This window comes from Kitasatospora sp. NPDC048239 (genome assembly GCF_043202015.1).
In the GTDB taxonomy this organism is placed as follows: Bacteria; Actinomycetota; Actinomycetes; order Streptomycetales; family Streptomycetaceae; genus Kitasatospora.
On the sequence record NZ_JBICZP010000003.1, the window covers coordinates 42069 to 60810 of the forward strand.

Annotated in this window: 16 protein-coding genes and 1 pseudogene; 6 read left to right on the top strand and 11 right to left on the bottom strand. The window is 73.7% G+C overall.

The window, feature by feature from the left end; genetic code table 11:
- Nucleotides 1-25 precede the first annotated feature (25 nt).
- The gene (locus ACGFZP_RS07970; protein WP_392929763.1) at nucleotides 26-457 is read right to left on the bottom strand and encodes a GNAT family N-acetyltransferase; all 432 of its coding nucleotides are present in this window, start codon (nucleotides 455-457) and stop codon (nucleotides 26-28) included.
- A gap of 218 nt (nucleotides 458-675) precedes the next feature.
- On the opposite strand from ACGFZP_RS07970, the gene ACGFZP_RS07975 reads away from it, so the two are divergent.
- Entirely contained in the window at nucleotides 676-1098 is a 423-nt protein-coding gene (locus ACGFZP_RS07975; protein WP_392929765.1) for a hypothetical protein, read from the top strand.
- 87 nt (nucleotides 1099-1185) lie between these two features.
- On the opposite strand, the gene ACGFZP_RS07980 is transcribed toward ACGFZP_RS07975, so the two are convergent.
- Nucleotides 1186-1608: an ester cyclase gene (locus tag ACGFZP_RS07980; protein ID WP_392929767.1), complete on the bottom strand. Its 423-nt coding sequence runs from the start codon at nucleotides 1606-1608 to the stop codon at nucleotides 1186-1188.
- Nucleotides 1609-1963: 355 nt separating this feature from the next.
- Here ACGFZP_RS07980 and ACGFZP_RS07985 point away from each other — a divergent pair.
- From ACGFZP_RS07985 to ACGFZP_RS08000, 4 genes and pseudogenes are all read left to right on the top strand, one after another.
- A pseudogene (locus ACGFZP_RS07985) lies at nucleotides 1964-2071 on the top strand (DUF397 domain-containing protein); the annotation flags it as partial.
- 294 nt (nucleotides 2072-2365) lie between these two features.
- A complete protein-coding gene (locus tag ACGFZP_RS07990) occupies nucleotides 2366-2932 on the top strand; it encodes a hypothetical protein (RefSeq protein ID WP_392929769.1) in 567 nt (188 codons plus the stop codon).
- 316 nt (nucleotides 2933-3248) lie between these two features.
- Nucleotides 3249-4292 (top strand): hypothetical protein, encoded by a 1044-nt coding sequence (locus tag ACGFZP_RS07995; protein ID WP_392929771.1) that lies wholly within the window; start codon nucleotides 3249-3251, stop codon nucleotides 4290-4292.
- Nucleotides 4293-4302: 10 nt separating this feature from the next.
- A complete protein-coding gene (locus tag ACGFZP_RS08000) occupies nucleotides 4303-4830 on the top strand; it encodes an STM3941 family protein (RefSeq protein WP_392929772.1) in 528 nt (175 codons plus the stop codon).
- Nucleotides 4831-4841: 11 nt separating this feature from the next.
- Here ACGFZP_RS08000 and ACGFZP_RS08005 read toward each other — a convergent pair whose 3' ends face one another.
- A complete protein-coding gene (locus ACGFZP_RS08005; protein ID WP_392929774.1) occupies nucleotides 4842-6911 on the bottom strand; it encodes a serine/threonine-protein kinase in 2070 nt (689 codons plus the stop codon).
- 61 nt (nucleotides 6912-6972) lie between these two features.
- A complete protein-coding gene (locus tag ACGFZP_RS08010; RefSeq protein WP_392929776.1) occupies nucleotides 6973-8016 on the bottom strand; it encodes a hypothetical protein in 1044 nt (347 codons plus the stop codon).
- A 267-nt stretch (nucleotides 8017-8283) separates the two neighbouring features.
- Here ACGFZP_RS08010 and ACGFZP_RS08015 point away from each other — a divergent pair, with 267 nt between their 5' ends.
- On the top strand, nucleotides 8284-9708 hold the full coding sequence (locus ACGFZP_RS08015) for a PLP-dependent aminotransferase family protein (RefSeq protein WP_392929778.1): 1425 nt from the start codon (nucleotides 8284-8286) through the stop codon (nucleotides 9706-9708).
- Between the two features lie 63 nt (nucleotides 9709-9771).
- On the opposite strand, the gene ACGFZP_RS08020 is transcribed toward ACGFZP_RS08015, so the two are convergent.
- The 7 genes from ACGFZP_RS08020 to ACGFZP_RS08050 all read right to left on the bottom strand — a co-directional run bounded on the left by ACGFZP_RS08020 (nucleotide 9772) and on the right by ACGFZP_RS08050 (nucleotide 18723).
- Nucleotides 9772-9972, bottom strand: a complete 201-nt coding sequence (locus tag ACGFZP_RS08020; RefSeq protein WP_392929780.1) for a DUF6126 family protein — start codon at nucleotides 9970-9972, stop codon at nucleotides 9772-9774.
- Between the two features lie 32 nt (nucleotides 9973-10004).
- Nucleotides 10005-10688, bottom strand: a complete 684-nt coding sequence (locus ACGFZP_RS08025) for a helix-turn-helix domain-containing protein (RefSeq protein WP_392929782.1) — start codon at nucleotides 10686-10688, stop codon at nucleotides 10005-10007.
- A 79-nt stretch (nucleotides 10689-10767) separates the two neighbouring features.
- Nucleotides 10768-12480, bottom strand: a complete 1713-nt coding sequence (locus tag ACGFZP_RS08030; protein WP_392930998.1) for a pyruvate dehydrogenase — start codon at nucleotides 12478-12480, stop codon at nucleotides 10768-10770.
- A gap of 140 nt (nucleotides 12481-12620) precedes the next feature.
- Nucleotides 12621-15029 carry a glycoside hydrolase family 65 protein gene (locus tag ACGFZP_RS08035; protein ID WP_392929785.1) on the bottom strand — a complete coding sequence of 803 codons (2409 nt, stop codon included), beginning with the start codon at nucleotides 15027-15029 and terminating at the stop codon, nucleotides 12621-12623.
- Nucleotides 15026-15778, bottom strand: coding sequence for an HAD family hydrolase (locus ACGFZP_RS08040; RefSeq protein WP_392929786.1), 753 nt, complete (start codon nucleotides 15776-15778; stop codon nucleotides 15026-15028). The genes ACGFZP_RS08035 and ACGFZP_RS08040 overlap by 4 nt, the downstream gene beginning before the upstream one ends.
- Before the next feature lie 102 nt (nucleotides 15779-15880).
- Nucleotides 15881-16666 carry a VOC family protein gene (locus ACGFZP_RS08045; RefSeq protein ID WP_392929787.1) on the bottom strand — a complete coding sequence of 262 codons (786 nt, stop codon included), beginning with the start codon at nucleotides 16664-16666 and terminating at the stop codon, nucleotides 15881-15883.
- Between the two features lie 293 nt (nucleotides 16667-16959).
- The gene (locus ACGFZP_RS08050; RefSeq protein WP_392929790.1) at nucleotides 16960-18723 is read right to left on the bottom strand and encodes an LCP family protein; all 1764 of its coding nucleotides are present in this window, start codon (nucleotides 18721-18723) and stop codon (nucleotides 16960-16962) included.
- Between the last annotated feature and the right edge of the window lie 19 nt (nucleotides 18724-18742).

Here is an 18742-nt window from a genome sequence, read left to right on the forward strand (position 1 = left end):
CGGCGGGCCGCACCACACGGCGCACTCACTGCTGCCCCAGGACCATCCACTTCTCCGGCTTCTCCAGCGGCGCGAACCCCACCTTGGCGTAGACCTCGTGGGCGTCGGCCGTGGCCAGCAGGACGCGCCGCAGCCCGAACGGGGCGAGGTGGTCGCCGACGGCGGCGGCCAGGGCGGTACCGAGGCCCTTGCCGCGCGCGTCGGGGGCGATGTAGACGTCGCAGAGCCAGGCGAAGGTGGCCTGGTCGGTGACCACGCGGGCGTACCCGCGCTGGGCGCCGGAGGCCTCTTCGTAGAGCCCGAAGTTGAGCGAGCCGGCGATGGCCTGGTCCTGCTTCTCCCGGGGGCGCCCGAGGGCCCAGTACGCGTCCAACGACAGCCACTGGTGGATCAGCGCACGGTCGAGGCGCCCGGGGTCGGTGGAGATCTCATAGCCGGCGGGGAGGTTCGTGGTCATGGCCGCATCCAAGCAACCCGGCCGGAGGGCGGGCCACCGAATTGCCCGGAGAGGCCGCGGCGCACCCCAGGGCAGACTGCCCCTTGAGGCACGGTTGATCCGCATTCGAACCCCTTGTGGGGCGAGATGTTGATCAAGCGTCAGGGCCTGCGGAGGATGGGCGGGAAGGCCGCCAGTGCTCGGCCGCCCCCTGCCCGCCCTCTCCCTCCGAGGTGCCCATGAACAAGATCAAAACCGCGGTCGCCACCCTCGCCCTGCTCGCCACCGCCGGGCTGACCGCCACCCCCGCCCAGGCCGCCGGCAAGTCCGAGGACGCCCAGATCTGCACCAGCAAGCTCGGCTTCAGCGGCGGCAGCTTCTACTGCGGCGGCGCCTACGGCGACGGCGAGAGCCCCTGGCCGCTGCAGAGCGGCGACTGGGTGGACTTCGTGATCGGCCTCGACCACGCCGTCTGGTTCCGCACCACCAACCACGCCGAGTGGATCTCCCTGGGCGGCTACTTCACCGGCAAGGTGACGTTCAGCAAGAAGCTCAACGACCTCAACTTCACCATCAACGCCCTCGGTTCCGACGGCAAGACCACCTGGTCCCGCGACCGCACCCACAAGGGCTTCGTCACCCCCTGGTACGTCAAGGGCTAGGACGGAACGGCCGAGCCCTGCGGCCGGAACGTCCTCACTGGCCGCAGCCACCAACGAGCGCCTGCGGCCAGCACGATCACCGCACGGCTACCCAGCCTTCGGCCATTCCCATCCGAGCTGGAGGAAGAGGCCGAGGCGGTCACTCACGGCGCGGATCTCGATAATCTTGCCCTCGGCGAGGGTGAAGATCCAGATCGCCTCGTTCTCGAAGCTCCGGCCAGTCGGCTCGGGCATGCGCGGGTGGGTTCCATCGTGGACTCCACGCTGAGTGACGCGAGCGACCACCTGGTCTCCCTCGCCGATCAATTCGTCCACCTGGACCGTGAGCGGCTCGAACGCGACCAACTGCTGACGAAGGCCCTCGAACGCGGCGCCCGGCTCGTCGCCCTCCCCATGGATGATCTTGTTGTGGTCCACGACGTCGTGCGCCATGAACCGGGGAAGGTCCACGAGTCGCCGGTCGCCGACCGCCTCGAAGAAGCCCAGAACGACCTTCTTGTTGTGATCCACCACTGAGACCCCCGCCTAATCGATTGTCAGTCATCGGATCCTAGTCACCTTGATCCACGGGCCCGTCTACACGTTCGTGGCCAGCACTTTCGAAACAGGCCCCAGGAACACCCAGCCGGAGCCGTGCGACCGGAACGCCCTCGGAGCCCCCGGCTGGCGAGCGGTGGACCGCAGCCCACATGCTGCGGGGAGGGCGACACACGGAGAGGACTGTCCTGCTGCGCTCGGCTCCCGACCGGAGGAGACGCATCAGGCCGCCCCGTGGGGATGAACGGCGACCGGGCCTGTCAAAGGGTCAGCCCCGCCGCAAGGGGCAGGGCGGGGGTGTCTCACCGGTGGCGCTGAAGGTCCGGGGGCAGTCCGGGACTCCAAGGACCCCGGCGGCCCCGTCCTCGCCTTCTCCTCCGACGGCTGGCAGAGCTTCGTCACCGCCGTCCGCGCCGGCGAGTTCGGCGAGATCTGAGTCGGCCGTCCCGGCCCAGAGGCCGGCTCCTCGGCAGCTGCTCCCCGAGAAGACCCCCGAGCACTCGGAGTGGAAAGTCGATCCGGCCGACTTTCCACTCCCCGCCCCTCCCGGCCGAGGCCCGCGGGCGACTGCCGCGGCACCACCAGGCGAGATCAATCTGCCGGTGGATCTGCCCCTGACCTCCGCTTCGGCTGTCCTAGCCTGACGTCCGGCGCTCAAGCACCGACTGACGCGCCATCAGATACGCAGTCCCGTGCGCCTGCTACGTCCGGAAGGATCCGACGTCCACCCATGACCAGTATCCGTATACGAGCCGCCGCCATCGCGGCCGCCGTCGCGATCGGGTTCGGCACCCTCGCCACCGGTGTCGCCCATGCCGCCCCCGCGCCGACCCTCGCGTCGGCCGCCGCGGCGCCCGCCGCCGTGGCCGCCGCGCTGTCGGCGCCCACCCGCATCCCGATGAACAGCGTGCTCTCCAAGAACCAGGGCTGGTACTCGCCGAACGGCCACATCCTGCTGGCCATGCAGGGCGACGGCAACGTCGTCCTGTACCGCGACACCACCCCGATCTGGGTCGCCCGCGGCGCCATGCCCAACGGCAACATCCTGGCCATGCAGGGCGACGGCAACCTCGTCGTCTACGCCGCCGACAGCACCCCGCTGTGGTCGAGCGGGACCGCCAACCACCCCGGCGCCGAGCTGACCATCTACAACGAGGGCGCCATCGCGGTCGAGCAGAACGGCAAGATCCTCTGGACCTCCGCTCCGCCCGCCACCAACCCGTACCAGTGCCCGCCGTGGGGCCCGCCCTACCCCGGCCAGTACATCCCGCCGTGGTGCCCGGTGTGGCCCTTCTAGGGGTCGAACCCACCAGGCGGTGATCAGTCCGCGGGATCCGGCTTCACCGCGGAGCCTCGGACGCTGATCGAAACATCCCTACCGCCCGTGCCGGATTCATGACCGTCCGTCAAATCCGCTGCTCTTCTGCCGTAGAATTCAATGGCCGCCACCCGAACTCGGGTGGCGGCCATCGATGTTCAACGCGCACGCTTCTACTTGGCGGTCGATGCCGCGCACGTTGTTCCTCACAACAGGGCCAGTATGCCAGCAGCGTGGCGGTTCCGGTGGACGCCTTCCCCCACTTTGCCCGTGCATCGGCCCCGAAAGGCTGAACGTGCACGTCGCTCCCCTCACCGCCGACATGATCGCCCTCGCCCGGCCGACCGGGACGCCGCCGGCGAACGAGTTCCGGCTCCGGCTCGGGCAGTGGATGCAGTCGCTCCCCACCGGCGGGGCCTGGCGGTCGCTCGGGCCGTCCTTCGTCCTCTTCCTCATGCACGCCGCGCAGAAGGCCGACGCCGACGGCACCAACCTGCACCGCCCGCCCTCGAACCTCTGGTTCGCCCGGGCCTGCCGCGTCTCCAAGGACTCCGTCCCCGGTTTCTACCGCGCGGCCGAGGCCGCCGGGTTGATGGCCCTGCTTACCGGCCCCTCCGGCGCCCGCGTACGCGGCTACGCCGTCACCCTGCCGCTCGGCGGTGAACCCGACTGGGACGCCGCCCTCGCCGTGCTGCGCTCCGACACCCGGCGGACCAAGCAGGAGCAACTCCGCTGCACCGCCGCCGGTAAGTCCGCACGGGCGGTGCTGCCCAGGCAGCACCGCGGCGAGAGCAAGTCCGCACGTGCGGAGTCGGGCGGGTCCGCACGTGAAGGCTCGCTGATCCGCACGTGCGGACACAACCAGGAAGTCTCTTACCAGGAACGGGAGATGGTTGCTGTTGCAGTGACAGTGACCCCTCCGCGCGCGAGCAACGAACCGCCACCCCCGCCGCCGCCACCCCCGCCGCCTCCACCGACCCCGCCACCGCCGCTCCCCGACCGCTCCGGCTGGGACCGGATGGCCGACCACCTGCCGCCCGGCCTCCAGGAGGCCGCCCGCGCCGTCCCCGAGGGCAACCTGTTGCGCCGGACGGCCGCCACGGCCTTCCGGGACGGCTGGGCGAGCCCCGGGTGGCTCGCCGCCCGCCTGGCCTCCCGGCGGTCGTCGGGCGGCCCGGAGGACTCCCCCGCCGACCGGATCGCCGCCGGGCTGGCCGCCGCCCTGCGGGCACTGGCGCCGTGGCCCGACTCCCCCGGGCAGCCGGACGACTACGCCGAGTTCACCCGGCTGCTGGCCACCCGCACCCCCGGCGCGCAGCTGCTCGCGGACGGGGCATAGCTTGTGCCGCGTGAACGACGAGACTGCGGCGCTCGCGCCGACCGTGTACCCGTCCGCCAAGGGCCGGACGCTGTTGATGCTGCTCGGCGCGGTCGCCTTCGTGGCGGTCGGGGCGGTCCTGCTGGTCCAGCACGAGGATGTGAAGAACGTGGTCGTCGGGGCGGCCTCGGTGCTGTTCTTCGGCCTCTGCGCCGTGCTGCTGCTGGCCCGGCTGGTGCAGGGCAGGCCGGAGCTGGTGCTGGACTCGACGGGCCTGGAGCACGTGCAGCTCGGCCGGATCGGCTGGGCCGAGATCGGCGCCGTGCGGATCCGCGAGATCCGGGTCAGGAACACCCACCAGCGCATGATCGAGCTGCTGTTGCACGACCCCGCCGGGTACGTGGCCCGGGCGCCCCGGCTGGTCCGCGCGACCGCCTCCGCCAACCGGGGCCTCGGGTACGGCCCGGCCAACATCTCCGCGAACACCCTGTCGGTCGGCCTGGAGGACGTACTGGCGGCGATGGTGCGCCACCACCCGCGGCTGGTCGTCCAGTCGTAAGGGTCCGGCCGTCAGGCCAGGGCTTGGACGGCGGCCCGGACCTTCTGGGCCAGGGCGGGCGGCAGGGTGCCGTACCCGAGCGCGGCCGCCGACCGCTGGCCGTCCCCGCCCACCGCGTACACCACGAACGGGCGCAGGGCCCGCAGGGCGTCCGCCACGTTTCCCCGGTCGCACACCAGCGCGTAACCGATCTGGATGATCGGGTAGGCGCCCTCGACCCTCGTCGTGAAGTCCACGTCCAGGGCCAGATCGGCGCCGCTGCCCACGATTCGGGCCGCACCCGCCGCCCGGCCGGGCGAGTCGGCGTCGACCGCCACCGGCGCGGGGGCACCCGTCGCCAACCGGGCCGTCCTCAACTGCCGGGCGTCGCCCGCCGGGACGAAGGAGATCGCGCCGTCCGTCCCGGTCACCTCGCGGGCGAGGTCACCGGCCGGGGCCGGCTGCCCGCCCCGGATCGGCCAGGACCTGGCCGGCGGGTGCGCCCAGTCGTCGGGCGCGGCCGTGGCCAGGTACTGGGTGAAGGTGAGCGTGGTGGACGAGTCGTTCGAGGGCCGGAGCACCGTGATGCGGGCGGCGGGCAGCACCGTCTGCGGGTTGAGCCTGGCGATCTTCGCGTCGTTCCAGAGGGTGATCCGGCCGTCGAAGATCTGCGCGAGGGTGGCCGCGTCCAGCACCAGGGCGTCCACGCCGGCCAGCCGGTAGACGACGGCGATCGGCAGGACGCTCAGCGGCAGCTGGACGGCCCGGCCGCCGACGCAGCGGCGCGCCGAATCCCCGGCCTGGCGCGGCGTCAACGGCACGTCGGTGAAGGCGAGGTCGGGCCAGCCGGACAGGAACTGCTGGAATCCGGTGCCCGCGGAGAGGCTGTCGTGGGCGAGCTCCGCACCCGGGCAGATCTTCATGTAGTCGACGATCCAGCGGTCCATGACGTCCTCCTGGAGGCCGTCCCCGCCGATCTGGACCCGTCCGAGCGGACCGCAGGCCGCCGGCTGACCCGATCCGACGGGCGAACCGGCCGCCCCCGTGTCGCCGTTCGCCGCACCCGCGTCCTCGCCCGGCCGCCCGGGCCCGTTGAGCACCACGGTGAGCGCCACCGCCGCCGCGGCGACCACCGCGGCGCCGAGGACGAGGGCCGTCCGGCGCCGGGCAGGCCGACGGGACGCCGGGAGTGGCGGGAGCGGCGGCAACGGCACGGGCGGGCCCGCGACCTCGGGGTACGGCGTGTCCGGGACGGTCGCCACGACCGGCCGGTCCGGCTCGGCGGGCACCTCGGCGGGCGGCTCCGCCTCGCCCGTCGCCCAGGCCAGCAGCCGCTCCACCGTGGGCCGTCGAGCGGGCTCCTTGGCGAGGCAGGCGGTGACCAGCGGCCGCAACTCCACCGGCAGCCCGCGCAGGTCGGGATCCTCGAAGACCACCCGGAAGCCCATCGCGTGCACCCCCTCCCCGTCGAAGGGCCCGCGCCCGGTGGCCGCGTACACCAGGACCGACCCCACGGCGAAGACGTCCGTCGCCGGGCCGACGGCACCGCGCCGGAACTGCTCGGGGGCCATGAACGGGGGCGTGCCGACGATCGAGCCGGTGGTGGTGAGCGGGGCGGCGTCCAGCGCACGGGCGATGCCGAAGTCGATGACCCGCGGGCCGTCGTCCGCGAGCAGCACGTTGCCCGGCTTGAGGTCGCGGTGCACCAGACCGACCCGGTGGATGTCCCGCAGCGCCTCCGCCAGCCCCGCCGCCAGCCAGCGCAGCTGCGCCACGGACAGCGGCCCCTGCTCCTCGACCCGGTCGGAGAGGGTGGGGGCGGCGATGAAGACCGTCGCCAGCCAGGGCGCCTCGGCGTCGGCGTCCGCGTCGACCACGGAGGCGGTGAACGCGCCGCTGACCCGGCGGGCGGCCGCGACCTCCTGCCGGAACCGGGCCCGGAAGGCGGCGTTCTCGGCCAGCTCGGGGCGGATGACCTTCACGGCGACCTGCCGCCCGGACGCCGACCGGGCGCGGTAGACCACGCCCATCCCGCCCGTGCCGAGCCGGTCCTCCAGCCGGTACCCGCCGATCACCCGTGGATCGGTCTCCCGCAGCGCCACGCGGTCGCCCCCTCTTCCCCCGGATCAGCGTAACCGCGTGGCCTCTGCCACGGGTTGGGGTTCACCGGCCGGGCGGCTCCTCGTAGGGAATGCGGGGGTTGCGCGGGCGCTGGAACGCGCCCGCACCCGGCGCCTCGCGCTCCGGCCGGGGTCGCGGCACCTCGCGCTCCACCCTGGGGCGAGGAGCAGGCTTGGGCTTCGGATCCGGCTTGGGCCGCACCTGCCGGGCCCGCTCGGCGGCCAGCGCCGCCTGCCGCTGCTCGATCCGCCGCCAGGTCGTCGGCGGACACGGCCCCAGCGGACGGCCGTCGAGGAAGCTCTCGTACGGGACGATGCGGGGCGGCAGGCCGACCTCCACCCAGGACTGGCGGCCCGTGCGGTCCCAGCCCTCCCCGCTCATCCGGATGTGGTCGGCCCGGTCGTCCTTGTTCCGGCGGGTGATCTGCAGGACCTCGGCGTGGCCGGACCGGGCCCGGAGGACGACGCAGTGGTGACGGCCGGACTCGGCCCGGTCCCGGTACGGCACCATCGCCACCCACACCTGGCCGGGCGCGGGCCGCACCCGGCCGCCCGCCACCGGGCCCGGCGCCGCCGACCGCGCCTTCACGGTGGGCCCCGCCGCCGCAGGCCCCTTCACCGCAGGACCCTTCACCGCAGCACGGCCGGCCCCGACGACCCCGGCCCGACCGATCGCGGCCCGACCGGACGCCACCGGCCCGGGCGCGGACCGCCGGGCCCGCCTCCGCACACCCGCGTACCAGATCAGGCCCAGGATCCCGACGACCACGCACTCCAGCGTCGCCGCCGGCGTCCAGCCCGGGTACGTGCCGAAGACCTTCGGCACCAGGAAGTCCCGGGCCAGCCACGCCACCAGCGAGGAGAGCCCGGTCAGCACCACCGCCCGCACCGGTACCACCCAGCGGGCCTCCCGCCGGGGCCGCCCGGCCAGCCAGTCCAACAGCAGCGCCACCCCGTAGGCCATCCCGATCAGCACCGCCATCTGCGGCGGCCCCGCGTGCTGCGGTGGCGTCTGCTCGGCCAGCAGGTCCGGCAGCACGATCGGCAGCGCGAGCAGGTTGCCCAGCACGGAGGAGAACAGCAGCATCCCGAAGAGGCCCAGGCACCCTGGTCCCGAGCTCGTCGAACTCCCGTACGGCCGCGCCATGTTCGCCCCCGAGGTGTCACGTCCGGTCGGCGCAATCTAGCGCAGCGCGGCGCCTCCGGGGCAGGGTCCGGGGATTCCCGCGGCCGGCGGCAGCCGACGGACCGGGCCCGGACCGGAAACCCGCGGAGCCCGGACCGGTCGGCGGGCGATAATCCCGGTGCGACTACGGACCGATCGCCCGACCGGCGGCACAGCGCAAAGGCCCTCATGACGACTTCCTGGACCGCCTTCGGCGGCGACCTGCACCTCGACCTCACCGGCCGGCGGGCGGCCGGAAGCGGCCTGCGGGCCGCGCTGGAGGACGCGCTGCGCGAGGCCGTGCAGGACGGACGGCTGGCCCCCGGCACCCGGCTGCCGTCCTCCCGGGCCCTCGGGGAGGACCTCGGGATCGCCCGGAACACCGTGGTCGAGGCGTACGGCCAGCTCACCGCCGAGGGCTGGCTCACCTCCCGGCAGGGGTCCGGCACGACGGTCGCCGAGCGGGCGGCGCCGCGCCGCACCGCGCCCGCCCCGAGCGGGCCCTCCGGGCACCCGACCGCCCGGTACGACCTGATGCCCGGACGCCCGGACGTCTCGCTGTTCCCCCGCGGCCCCTGGCTGGCCGCCGCCCGCCGGGCGCTGGCCGTCGCCCCGCACGAGGCCTTCGGCTACGGCAGCCCGCAGGGGCGGATCGAGCTGCGGCGGGCCCTCACCGACTACCTCGCCCGGGTGCGCGGGGTCCGCACCGACCCCGAACACCTGGTGATCTGCGCCGGCTTCACCCAGGGGCTGGGCCTGCTCTGCGGCGCCATGCGCGAACGCGGCGCCCGTGCGCTGGCCGTCGAGGCGTACGGGCTGCCGCCGCTGTACGCCGGCGTCCGGGCGGCGGGGCTCACCACCCTGCCGCTGCCGCTGGACGGCTCGGGCGCCCGGACGGACCTGCTGGACGGACGGCCGGGCGCCGTCCTGCTCACCCCCGCCCACCAGTTCCCGACCGGGGTGCCGCTGACCGCCGAGCGGCGGGCGGCGGCCGTCGGCTGGGCCCGGAAGCACGACGGGTACGTGATCGAGGACGACTACGACGGCGAGTTCCGCTACGACCGGCAGCCGCTCGGCGCCATGCAGGCGCTCGACCCCGAACGGGTGGTGTACGCGGGCACGGCCGCCAAGAGCCTCGCCCCCGGCCTGCGGCTGGCCTGGCTGGTACTGCCGGACGCACTGGTCGAACCCGTGGCCCGGCTCAAGCAGGTGGCGGACACCATGTCCCCGGTGCTGGACCAGCTCACCCTCGCCGAACTGATCACCTCGGGCACCTACGACCGCCACGTCCGCCGCTGCCGCCTGCACTACCGCCGCCGCCGGGACGCGCTGGTCGCGGCGCTCGCCGAACGCGCCCCGCAGGTCCGGGTGACGGGCATCGCCGCCGGGCTGCACGCCGTCCTGCGGCTGCCGCCGACCGCGCCGCCGGAGGCCGAACTGGTGCGGCGCGCCGCAGCCGCCGGCCTGGCCGTCAGCAACCTGGGCTGGAACCGCGCCGAGCCCGCGCTCGCCCCCGCGGCCCCGCCCGGACTGGTGATCGGCTACGCCACCCCGCCGGACCACGCCTTCCCCGGGGCGCTCGACACGCTCTGCGAACTGCTGCGCGACTGCTGAGGAACACCCCGGGGAGCGGCGAGCCCCGCCCGGCCCGGACCTAGGCCGTGTCTGACCGGGCGGTCACTTGTTCCGGTTGCCCAGCTCGAAGAGCAGCATCAGGAAGCCCGCGAAGCCGTGGGTGGCGACCATGTAGATCAGTACCCGGATGCCGACGCGGCGGTTGGCCCACTTGCCGGCGTCGACGGTCTTCGGGGCGTCGGCGGGCGCCGCGACGGCGGCGGCAGCGGGAACGGCGGCGGCAGCGGTGGTGGGATCAGCCATGGGAGATCTCCTCCAGGAGTTCTGACGAAGGGTCAGTGCGGAGCGGCAGGGCCGCCGCCGAGGCAGAGTTCGCCACCGGGGCTCTGCAGCAGGGTGTGGACGAAGAGCAGCTCCACCCCGTGCGCCGACTCGGCGGCGATGCAGTGCGGGGTGAGCGAGTCGAAGTGCGCGGAGTCGCCCTCCGCGAGCAGGTGGACGCGGTCGCCGAGGGTGAGCCTCAGCCGCCCCTGGAGGACGTAGAGCCACTCCTCGCCGGGGTGCACCCGGACGACGGCGTCCTGTACACCCGGGGGGACGTGCACACGCAGCGCCTGCATGGCCCGGCCGGGGGCGCCGGCCCGGCGGTAGCCCCAGCCGCCGGCCCGGCCCGGCTCGATCGCGCCGCCGCGCACCACCGGGTCCGGCTCGACCATGGCCTCGCCGAGGAGGCCGGAGACGGACGTGCCGTAGGCGCGGGCGAGGCCGAGCAGGACGGGCAGCGAGGGCTGCCGGCGACCGGTCTCCAGTCGGGAGAGATAGGCTGGGGAGAGTCCGACCCGGGCTGCGGCCACCTCCAGGGTGAGGCGGCTGCCGAGTCGGTGCTCGCGCAGTCTGGTGGCGAGGCCGGCCACTTCCTGGTCGTCGAGCCGGCCCTCGGCGGGTTGATCCGCCGACTGGTCGCCGGGCTGGTCACCGGGCTTGTCCCCGGCGGGCGGGCCGGGCGGGCTGCTGGTCATGTGACCAGTGGACACCCCACGTGCCGCTCGGGCAAGAAATTTGCCTCAGAGGCAAAAGCCTCCGCCGCACCCTCCCGCGTCACGGCCGGGGGATGTTCCGCAGATTGCTCCGGGCCAGGTCGATCATGCGTCCGACCCCGCCCGAGAGCACCGTCCGACCGGCCGCCAGCGCGAAGCCCTTCAGCTGGGCGGCGGTGATGTGCGGCGGGATGGAGAGCGCGTTCGGGTCGGTGACCACGTCCACCAGGGCCGGACCGGGCCGCTCCAGCGCCTCCGCCAGCACCTCCCGCACCCGCGCCGGGTCGGTGACCCGCTTCGCGGGGATGCCCATCGCCCGGGCGATCCCGGCGTAGTCCACGTCGCCGTTGTCGATCTCCGACTCGGGGTAGCCGGAGACCAGCATCTCCAGCTTGATCATGCCGAGCGCGCCGTTGTTGAACACCACCGTCTTCACCGGCAGCCGGTGCCTGGCCACCGTCAGCAGCTCGCCGAGCAGCATGGAGAGGCCGCCGTCGCCCGACATCGCGATCACCTGCCGCCCGGGGCAGGCCAGTTGGGCGCCGATCGCGTGCGGCAGCGCGTTCGCCATCGAGCCGTGCAGGAACGAGCCGATCACCCGGCGGCGGCCGTTGGGCTGGAGGTAGCGGGCGGCCCAGACGTTGTTCATCCCGGTGTCCACGGTGAACACCGCGTCGTCGGCCGCGACCTCGTCCAGCACCGAGGCCACGTACTCGGGGTGGATCGGCAGGTGCCGCTCGATGTCCCGGGTGTACGCGCCGACCACGTCCTCCAGCGCGCGGACGTGCCGGTCCAGCATCCCGTCCAGGAAGCGGCGGTCGTCCTTGGCCTCCAGCAGGGGCAGCACGGCCCGCAGGGTGGCCGAGACATCGCCGTGGACGGCGAGTTCCAGCGGCGTGCGGCGGCCGAGCCGGGTGGCGTCGTGGTCCACCTGGACGGTGCGGGCCTGCGGGAGGAAGGAGTCGTAGGGGAAGTCGGTACCGAGCAGCAGCACCAGGTCGGCGGAGTGCAGCGCCTCGTGGCAGGCGCCGTAGCCGAGCAGACCGCTCATCCCGACGTCGTACGGGTTGTCGTACTGGACCCACTCCTTGCCGCGCAGGGAGTGTCCGACCGGCGCGTTCAGGGCCTGCGCGACCGCCATCACCTCGGCGTGCGCCCCGCGCACCCCCGCGCCGCAGAACAGGGCCACCGTGCCGGCGGAGTTGAGCACCCGGGCGAGGGCCTGCACCTGGGACCAGGGCGGGGCGGCCACCGCCTGCTCGGTCAGGAAGTGACTCGCCCCGGTCGGCCCGGCGGCGGGCTCGGCCGCGACGTCCCCTGGGAAGGAGAGCACCGAGACGCCGGGGGAGCCGAGCGCGTGCTGCACCGCGATCCGCAGCAGCCGGGGCAGTTGGACGGGGGTGGAGACCAGCTCGCACCAGCTGCTGCAGTCGGTGAACACCCGGTCGGGGTGGGTCTCCTGGAAGAAGCCGGTGCCGATCTGGCCGGACGGGATGTGCGAGGCGAGCGCCAGCACCGGCAGGCCGCTGCGCTGGGCGTCGTAGAGGCCCTGGATCAGGTGGGTGTTGCCGGGCCCGCAGGAGCCCGCGCAGACCGCGAGCCGGCCGCTCAGCTCGGCCTCGGCGGCTGCCGCGAAGGCCCCGGCCTCCTCGTTGCGCACGTGCACCCAGCGGATGCCCTCGGCGCGGCGGATGGCGTCCACCACGGGGTTGAGGCTGTCACCGACCACGCCGTACACCCGCTCGACCCCGGCCTGCCGGAGCACCTCCACCATCTGCTCGGCCACACTCACCACGAGGGCTCTCCTTCACCGGCCGCCGGTTGCCACAGGTCACCAGCACCCTCCGGTGTCCGGAGCCCCCGCGCAGCCGGACGGCCGCCGAACGGGTGAACCGGCCCGGCCCGCGCGGGCGCCTACTCGGCCGCCAGGTGGTCCGGCCCCGGGCCGACCATGCCGGTGACCACGCCGGCCTGTGGCTGGCGGCGGGCCGGCTCCCGGCCGGGGGGCTGGGTGCAGCGCTCCTGGGCGGGCGGTACGGCGGTCAGCCGGGTGACCGGGGAGCCGGCCTTCACCTGCACCTGCTCGCCGTCGTGCCGCAGGTGGATCACCTCGCCGCGACGCAGCGTGTACGTCGTCCCCTCGTGGGTGATCCGCACCCCGAGCAGGCGTCCGCGCACCATCAGCGAGAAGCTCAGCCGCATCAGCCCGGCCGGCAGCCGGGGGCGGAAGGAGAGCGCCTCGCCGTGGTCCCGCAGCCCGCCGAAGCCCGCCACCAGGGCGATGCAGGCCCCGGCCAGCGAGGCCATGTGCAGGCCGTCCCGGGTGTTCCCGCCGAGGTCGTGCAGGTCCATCAGGGCGGCCTCGGCGGTGTAGTCGTACGCGAGGTCCAGCTGGCCCACCTCGGCGGCGATCACCGCCTGGGTGCAGGCGGAGAGCGAGGAGTCCCGCACGGTCAGCCGCTCGTAGTAGGCGAAGTTGCGGGCCTTCTGCTCCTCGGTGAAGGCGTCCCCGCGGACCTGCATGGCGAGCACCAGGTCGGCCTGCTTGACCACCTGCTTGCGGTACAGGTCGAAGTACGGGTAGTGCAGCAGCAGCGGGTAGTTCTCCGGCGGGGTGCGCTCGAAGTCCCAGACCTGGTGGTCGGTGAAGCCGTCGGCCTGCGGGTGCACGCCGAGGTTCTCGTCGTACGGGATGAACATCGCGGCGGCGGCGTCCCGCCAGGCGGCGGTCTCCTCGGTGTCGACGCCGAGCGCGGCGGCCTCCCGCGGGTGCCGCCCGGCGGCCTCGGCGGCGGCGCGCAGGTTGGACTGCGCCATCAGGTTGGTGAAGACGTTGTTGTCGGCGACGGCGCTGTACTCGTCCGGGCCGGTGACGCCCTCGATCCGGAACCGGCCGGCGGCGTCGTGGTGGCCGAGCGAGCGCCACATCCGGGCCGTCTCCACCAGCAGTTCGAGCCCGTACTCGCGCTCGAACCCGGTGTCCGCGGTGGCCCGGACGTACCTGGCGACGGCGGCCGCGATGTCCGCGCCGATGTGGAACGCCGCCGTGCCGGCCGGCCAGTAGCCCGAGCACTCCTCGCCGCGGATCGTGCGCCAGGGGAACACCGCCCCGGACAGCCCGAGTTGGGCCGCCCGCTCGCGGGCCAGCGGCAGGGTGGTGTGCCGCCAGCGCAGGGCCTGGTTGACGGCGCTCGGCAGGCAGTAGGTGAGCACCGGCAGGACGAAGGTCTCGGTGTCCCAGAAGCTGTGCCCGTCGTAGCCCGGGCCGGTCAACCCCTTGGCCGGGATGGCCCGTTCCTCACTGCGCGCACCCGCCTGCAACACGTGGAACACCGCGAACCGGACGGCCTGCTGGAGCTCGACGTCGCCCTCGATCTCGACGTCGCTGGTCTCCCAGAACTCCTCCAGGTACTGCTTCTGCTCGTCCACCAGCCCCTCCCAGCCGGTGTACCGGGCGGCGGTCAGCGCCGCCTCCACCTGGTCCCGGACGGCCGGCAGCGAGCGGGTCGCGGACCAGCCGTAGGACATGAACTTGACCAGCCGCAGCCGCTGCCCGGGCGCCAGCACCGTGGTGACGCTGATCCGGCCGTGGTCCGCCTCGCTCTCGGCGACGGTGTCCAGCCGCTCCGGGCCCTCGATCACGTGGTCCATCCCGGCCGCGACCCGGATGCCGCTGTAGCGGGTCCGGTGCACCAGGACGGCCTTGGTGGCGCTCGCGTGGTTCACCTCGGGGAGCAGCGGCGCCTCCAGCACGGCGGCCGCGCGCGGGTCGCCCTCGGCGCCGCCCGGCAGCTGCTCGTTGGCCACCAGCTCGGACTGCAGGACGATCCGCACCGGGCCGTCCACCGCCTCCACCGTGTACTCCACGGCGGCGATGGCCCGCTGGGTGAGCGAGACCAGCCGGGTGGACTTGACCCGGATGGTCCGCCCGGCCGGGGAGGTCCACTCCGCCTCGCGGTGCAGCAGCCCCTCGCGGAAGTCCAACCAGCGGCGGTGGCTGCGCAGTTCGCCGTAGCGGAGATCGAAGGGCTCGTCGTCCACCAGCAGTCGGATGATCTTGCCGTTGGTCACGTTGATGACGCTCTGGCTGGACTCCGGGTAGCCGTAGCCGCCCTCGCCGTACGGCAGCGGGCGCAGTTCGAAGACGCCGTTCAGATAGGTGCCGGGCAGGCCGTGCGGCTCGCCCTCGTCCAGGTTGGCGCGCAGGCCGATATGGCCGTTGGAGAGCGCGAAGACCGACTCGGCCCGGGCCATCGAGGCCAGGTCCAGGCCCGGTTCGACGATCTGCCAGGGGTCGACGACGAAGGGCTGCTCGGCGCTCATGCGCCCTCCTCCCCGGGGATCAGCTCGGCGAGGTCCGTGACGACCACGGTGGCACCGTCGCGGCGCAGTTCGTCGGCCTGGCCGGTGCGGTCCACCCCGACCACGGCGCCGAAGCCGCCGGCCCGGCCGGAGGCGACCCCGGCCAGGGCGTCCTCGAACACGGCGGCGTGCACGGGCTCGACGCCCAGTGCCCGGGCGGCGGCCAGGTAGGTGTCGGGGGCCGGCTTGCCCGGCAGGCCCTCGCGCTTGGCCACGATGCCGTCGACGACCACGTCGAACAGCTCCTCGATCCCGGCGGCGCGCAGCACGTCACGGCAGTTGGCGCTGGAGGAGACCACCGCGGCGGGCAGTCCCAGCGCGCGCAGCCGCCGCACGTAGGCCACCGAGCCGTCGTAGGGCAGGACGCCCTGCTCGCGGATCATGGCCAGCACCGTGTCGTTCTTGGCGCTGCTGATGCCGTGCACGGTACGGGCGCCGGGCGGGTCGGCGTCGGTGCCCTCGGGCAGGTCGAAGCCCCTGCTGCGCAGGAACGCCCGGGTGCCGTCCAGGCGCGGGCGGCCGTCGACGTGGGTGTCGTAGTCGACGACCGGGTCGAAGGGCACGAACTGCTCTCCGGTGCGGTCGGATTCGGACCGCAGGAAGGCGTCGAAGGTGCTCTTCCAGGCCGCGGCGTGCACCTTGGCGGTCTGGGTGAGCACCCCGTCGAGGTCGAAGAGGAAAGCGCGGATGTCGTCCGAGAGCCCCAGCATGGGTGCAGTCTTACGCGCCGACGCGCCGGATGCCGCCCATTCCCGGCGGCGCGTCGCGGGAACGGGCGGCATCCGGCGCCCTCGTGGTGGGCGGCGCGGCGGCTACGGGGAGTCGGGCGAGGCGATCAGGGCGAAGACGGCGCCCTGCGGGTCCTGGACGACGGCCATCCGGCCGGACTGCATGTCGAACGGCGGCTGGATCACCGAGCCGCCCGCCTTCACCAGGGCGTCCACCGTGGAGTCGGTGTCGTCCACCGAGAAGTACGTCATCCAGTGCGGGGGCGTGCCGGGCGCCAGGTACGAGGCGGTCGGCTGCATGCCGCCCACCGTGCGGTCGCCGACGTTGAGGGAGTAGTAGCCCTCCATGCCCTGGATGGTGGCCGGGCGCAGGCCCACGGCCTGGTGGTAGAAGCGGCCGGCCGCGTCGGTGTCGGTGGTGTTGAGCTCGTTCCAGACCAGCGCGCCGGGCTCGTTGACGATGCCGGCGCCGATGAAGTCGACCTTCTGCCAGACGCCGAACACCGCGCCGGTCGGGTCGGCGGCGACCAGCATCCGGCCGACCGTCCCGACGTCCATCACCGGGTACAGGATCGTGCCGCCGCTGTCGGCGATGGACCGGGCGGCGGCGTCGGCGTCGTCGGCGGCCAGGTAGGTGGTCCAGGAGACCGGCGGGACGGGCTGGCCCTCGGGGGCCATCTGCGCCATGATCCCGGCGACCGGCTTGCCGTTCAGCGAGCACACGGCGTAGCCGCCGAACTCGGGCGGGCCGACCTCGCCCTGCCAGCCGAACAGGTCGCGGTAGAAGTCGATTGCGGCCTGCTGGTCGCTCGCCATCAGGTCGACCCAGCACGGGGTGCCGGGCTTGTACGGGGACGTGACTACGGGCATTGCGGTGCCTCCAAGCGGTGGTCCTCCGCCGCGGTCGGCGGGCGCCGGGTGGTCGGGGCGCCGGGATCGGTCGCCCGGGCCGTGGCCGTCGCACGGCCGGATGGCGGGTACACCGCCCACGATCGCCGGGCCGCCGCGATCCCGCCACCGGACGGCGCCCCGGAGGGGTACCCCGGCACCCCGCCCGGGCCGTGCGGGCGGCCCCTGGGCGTGCCCCTTCCGGCCCTGCTCCGGCCGCACCGGCACCGGGCCCGGCACGCAAACGCGCACCGGACCGGGTTTGAGGACGGGCCTTAGGAGACGTCCTCGCAGACGTCCTCGTCCGCCGAGCGGGTCGCGCCGGTGACGCTGGACGGCAGCGGCGCGGGCTCGGTCGGCGCGGCGGCGGGTGCGCCCGGGGTGGTCGCGCCGGCCGCGGGCACGGCCGCGCCGCCGTTGGCGGCCGCGAAGTCCTTGCCCACGATCACGAGGATGCCGGCGGAGGAGCCGGCCTTGACGCTCGCCCCGGGGAACAGCGCGGCGACCTTCTCCGCGTTGGCCTTCTGACCGGAGCCGTACTCGATCATCGTGGTGGCGTACTTGGTGCTGGCCGCCGGGCCCATCTTGGTGGCGTTGAACTTCGCCGCCTTCAGCGCCTCGGTCGCCTTGCCGTCCAGCGCGGAGGTGGTGGTGCCGTTGTAGACGCCGACCTTGATGGCCGCGTTGCCCGTGTCGGAGGCCGCGGCGGGGGTGGTGGTCGTGGGCACGGCGGGGGCCGGCGCCTCCGGCGAGGCGGGCGTGGCCGACTGCTCCCCGGTGGCGTTCTGGCCGTCGATGGTCCGGTCCGCCTTGAGGGTGTCCCAGAGCTTGTTGGCGTCCGGCTGGACGATGTCGATGTTCTTGTCCTGGGTGCGGAAACGCCAGGGCAGGGTGACGAACTTGAGGTCGTGCATGTCGATGCTCTTCAGCGACAGGGCGAACGACATCAGCTTCTCGACCGAGTCGAGTCCGGGGTCGACGGTCATCGACTTGGTGGCGGCGTCGGCGAGCGGCAGCAGGGTGGTCGGGTTCAGGCCCTGGCTCTTGATCTTCGTCGCGAGCGAGCCGAGGAACGCCTGCTGGCGCTTCATCCGGCCGATGTCGGAGTTGTCGCCGATGCCGTGGCGCAGGCGCACGAAGTCGAGTGCCTGCTGGCCCTCGACCTTCTGCTTGCCCTGCGGCAGGACGACGTTGCCCTTCTTGGTCAGATTGGGGTTGATGTCCCCCTCGTAGATCGGCTTCGGCAGGCAGACGTCCACCCCGTTGACGGCCTTGGTCATCGCGGAGAACCCCTGGAAGTCGACCACGATCGTGTGGTCGACCCGGATGCCGGTGAGCTTCTCGACCGTGTTCTGGGTGCAGGCCGGGTTGCCGTCGTCCGTCTCGCCCTTCGAGAAGGCCGCGTTGAACAGGTTGTTGGGGTCCGCCTTGGACCACTTGCCGTTCGGCAGCTTGCAGGACGGGATCGCCACCATGGCGTTGCGCGGGATGGAGATGCCGACGGCGTGCTTGTGGTCGGCGTAGACGTGCAGCAGGATCGTGGTGTCCGAACGGGCGCCGCCGTCCTCGCCGCCGCCGAGGTCGGAGTTGTTCTTGCCGCGGCTGTCCGAGCCGATCAGCAGCACGTTGACCGGCTTGTTGCCGTCCGCGTCGGCCTGCGCCTCCGGCGGGCGGTCGGTGGCGATGGCGTCCGCGTCGAAGGACTTGATGTTGCCGTTGAGCTTCAGGTAGATCGCGCCGCCGGCGCCGGCTATCAGGACCAGGACGCCCGCCGCGGACCAGGCGACGATCTTCTTGACGTTCCTCTTGGGCTTGCGGCTGTTGCGCGCCGCCGCCCGGCCGCCGGCCGCGCCCGCGGCCGGCTCCCCGCCGTCCGGTCCGCCCCTGCCCGGTCCGCCCCTGCCCTGCGCCGCCCGCCGTGCCTCGGCCCGGCCACCGGCCCGCGGCTGCGGCACGCCGGCCCCGCCGGTGCCCTCGGTCGTGAGCGCACCGGGCGCGTCCTCGCCACGACCCGGGCCCTCGCCCCACTGACCTGACATCCGTGTGTACCTTTCACCG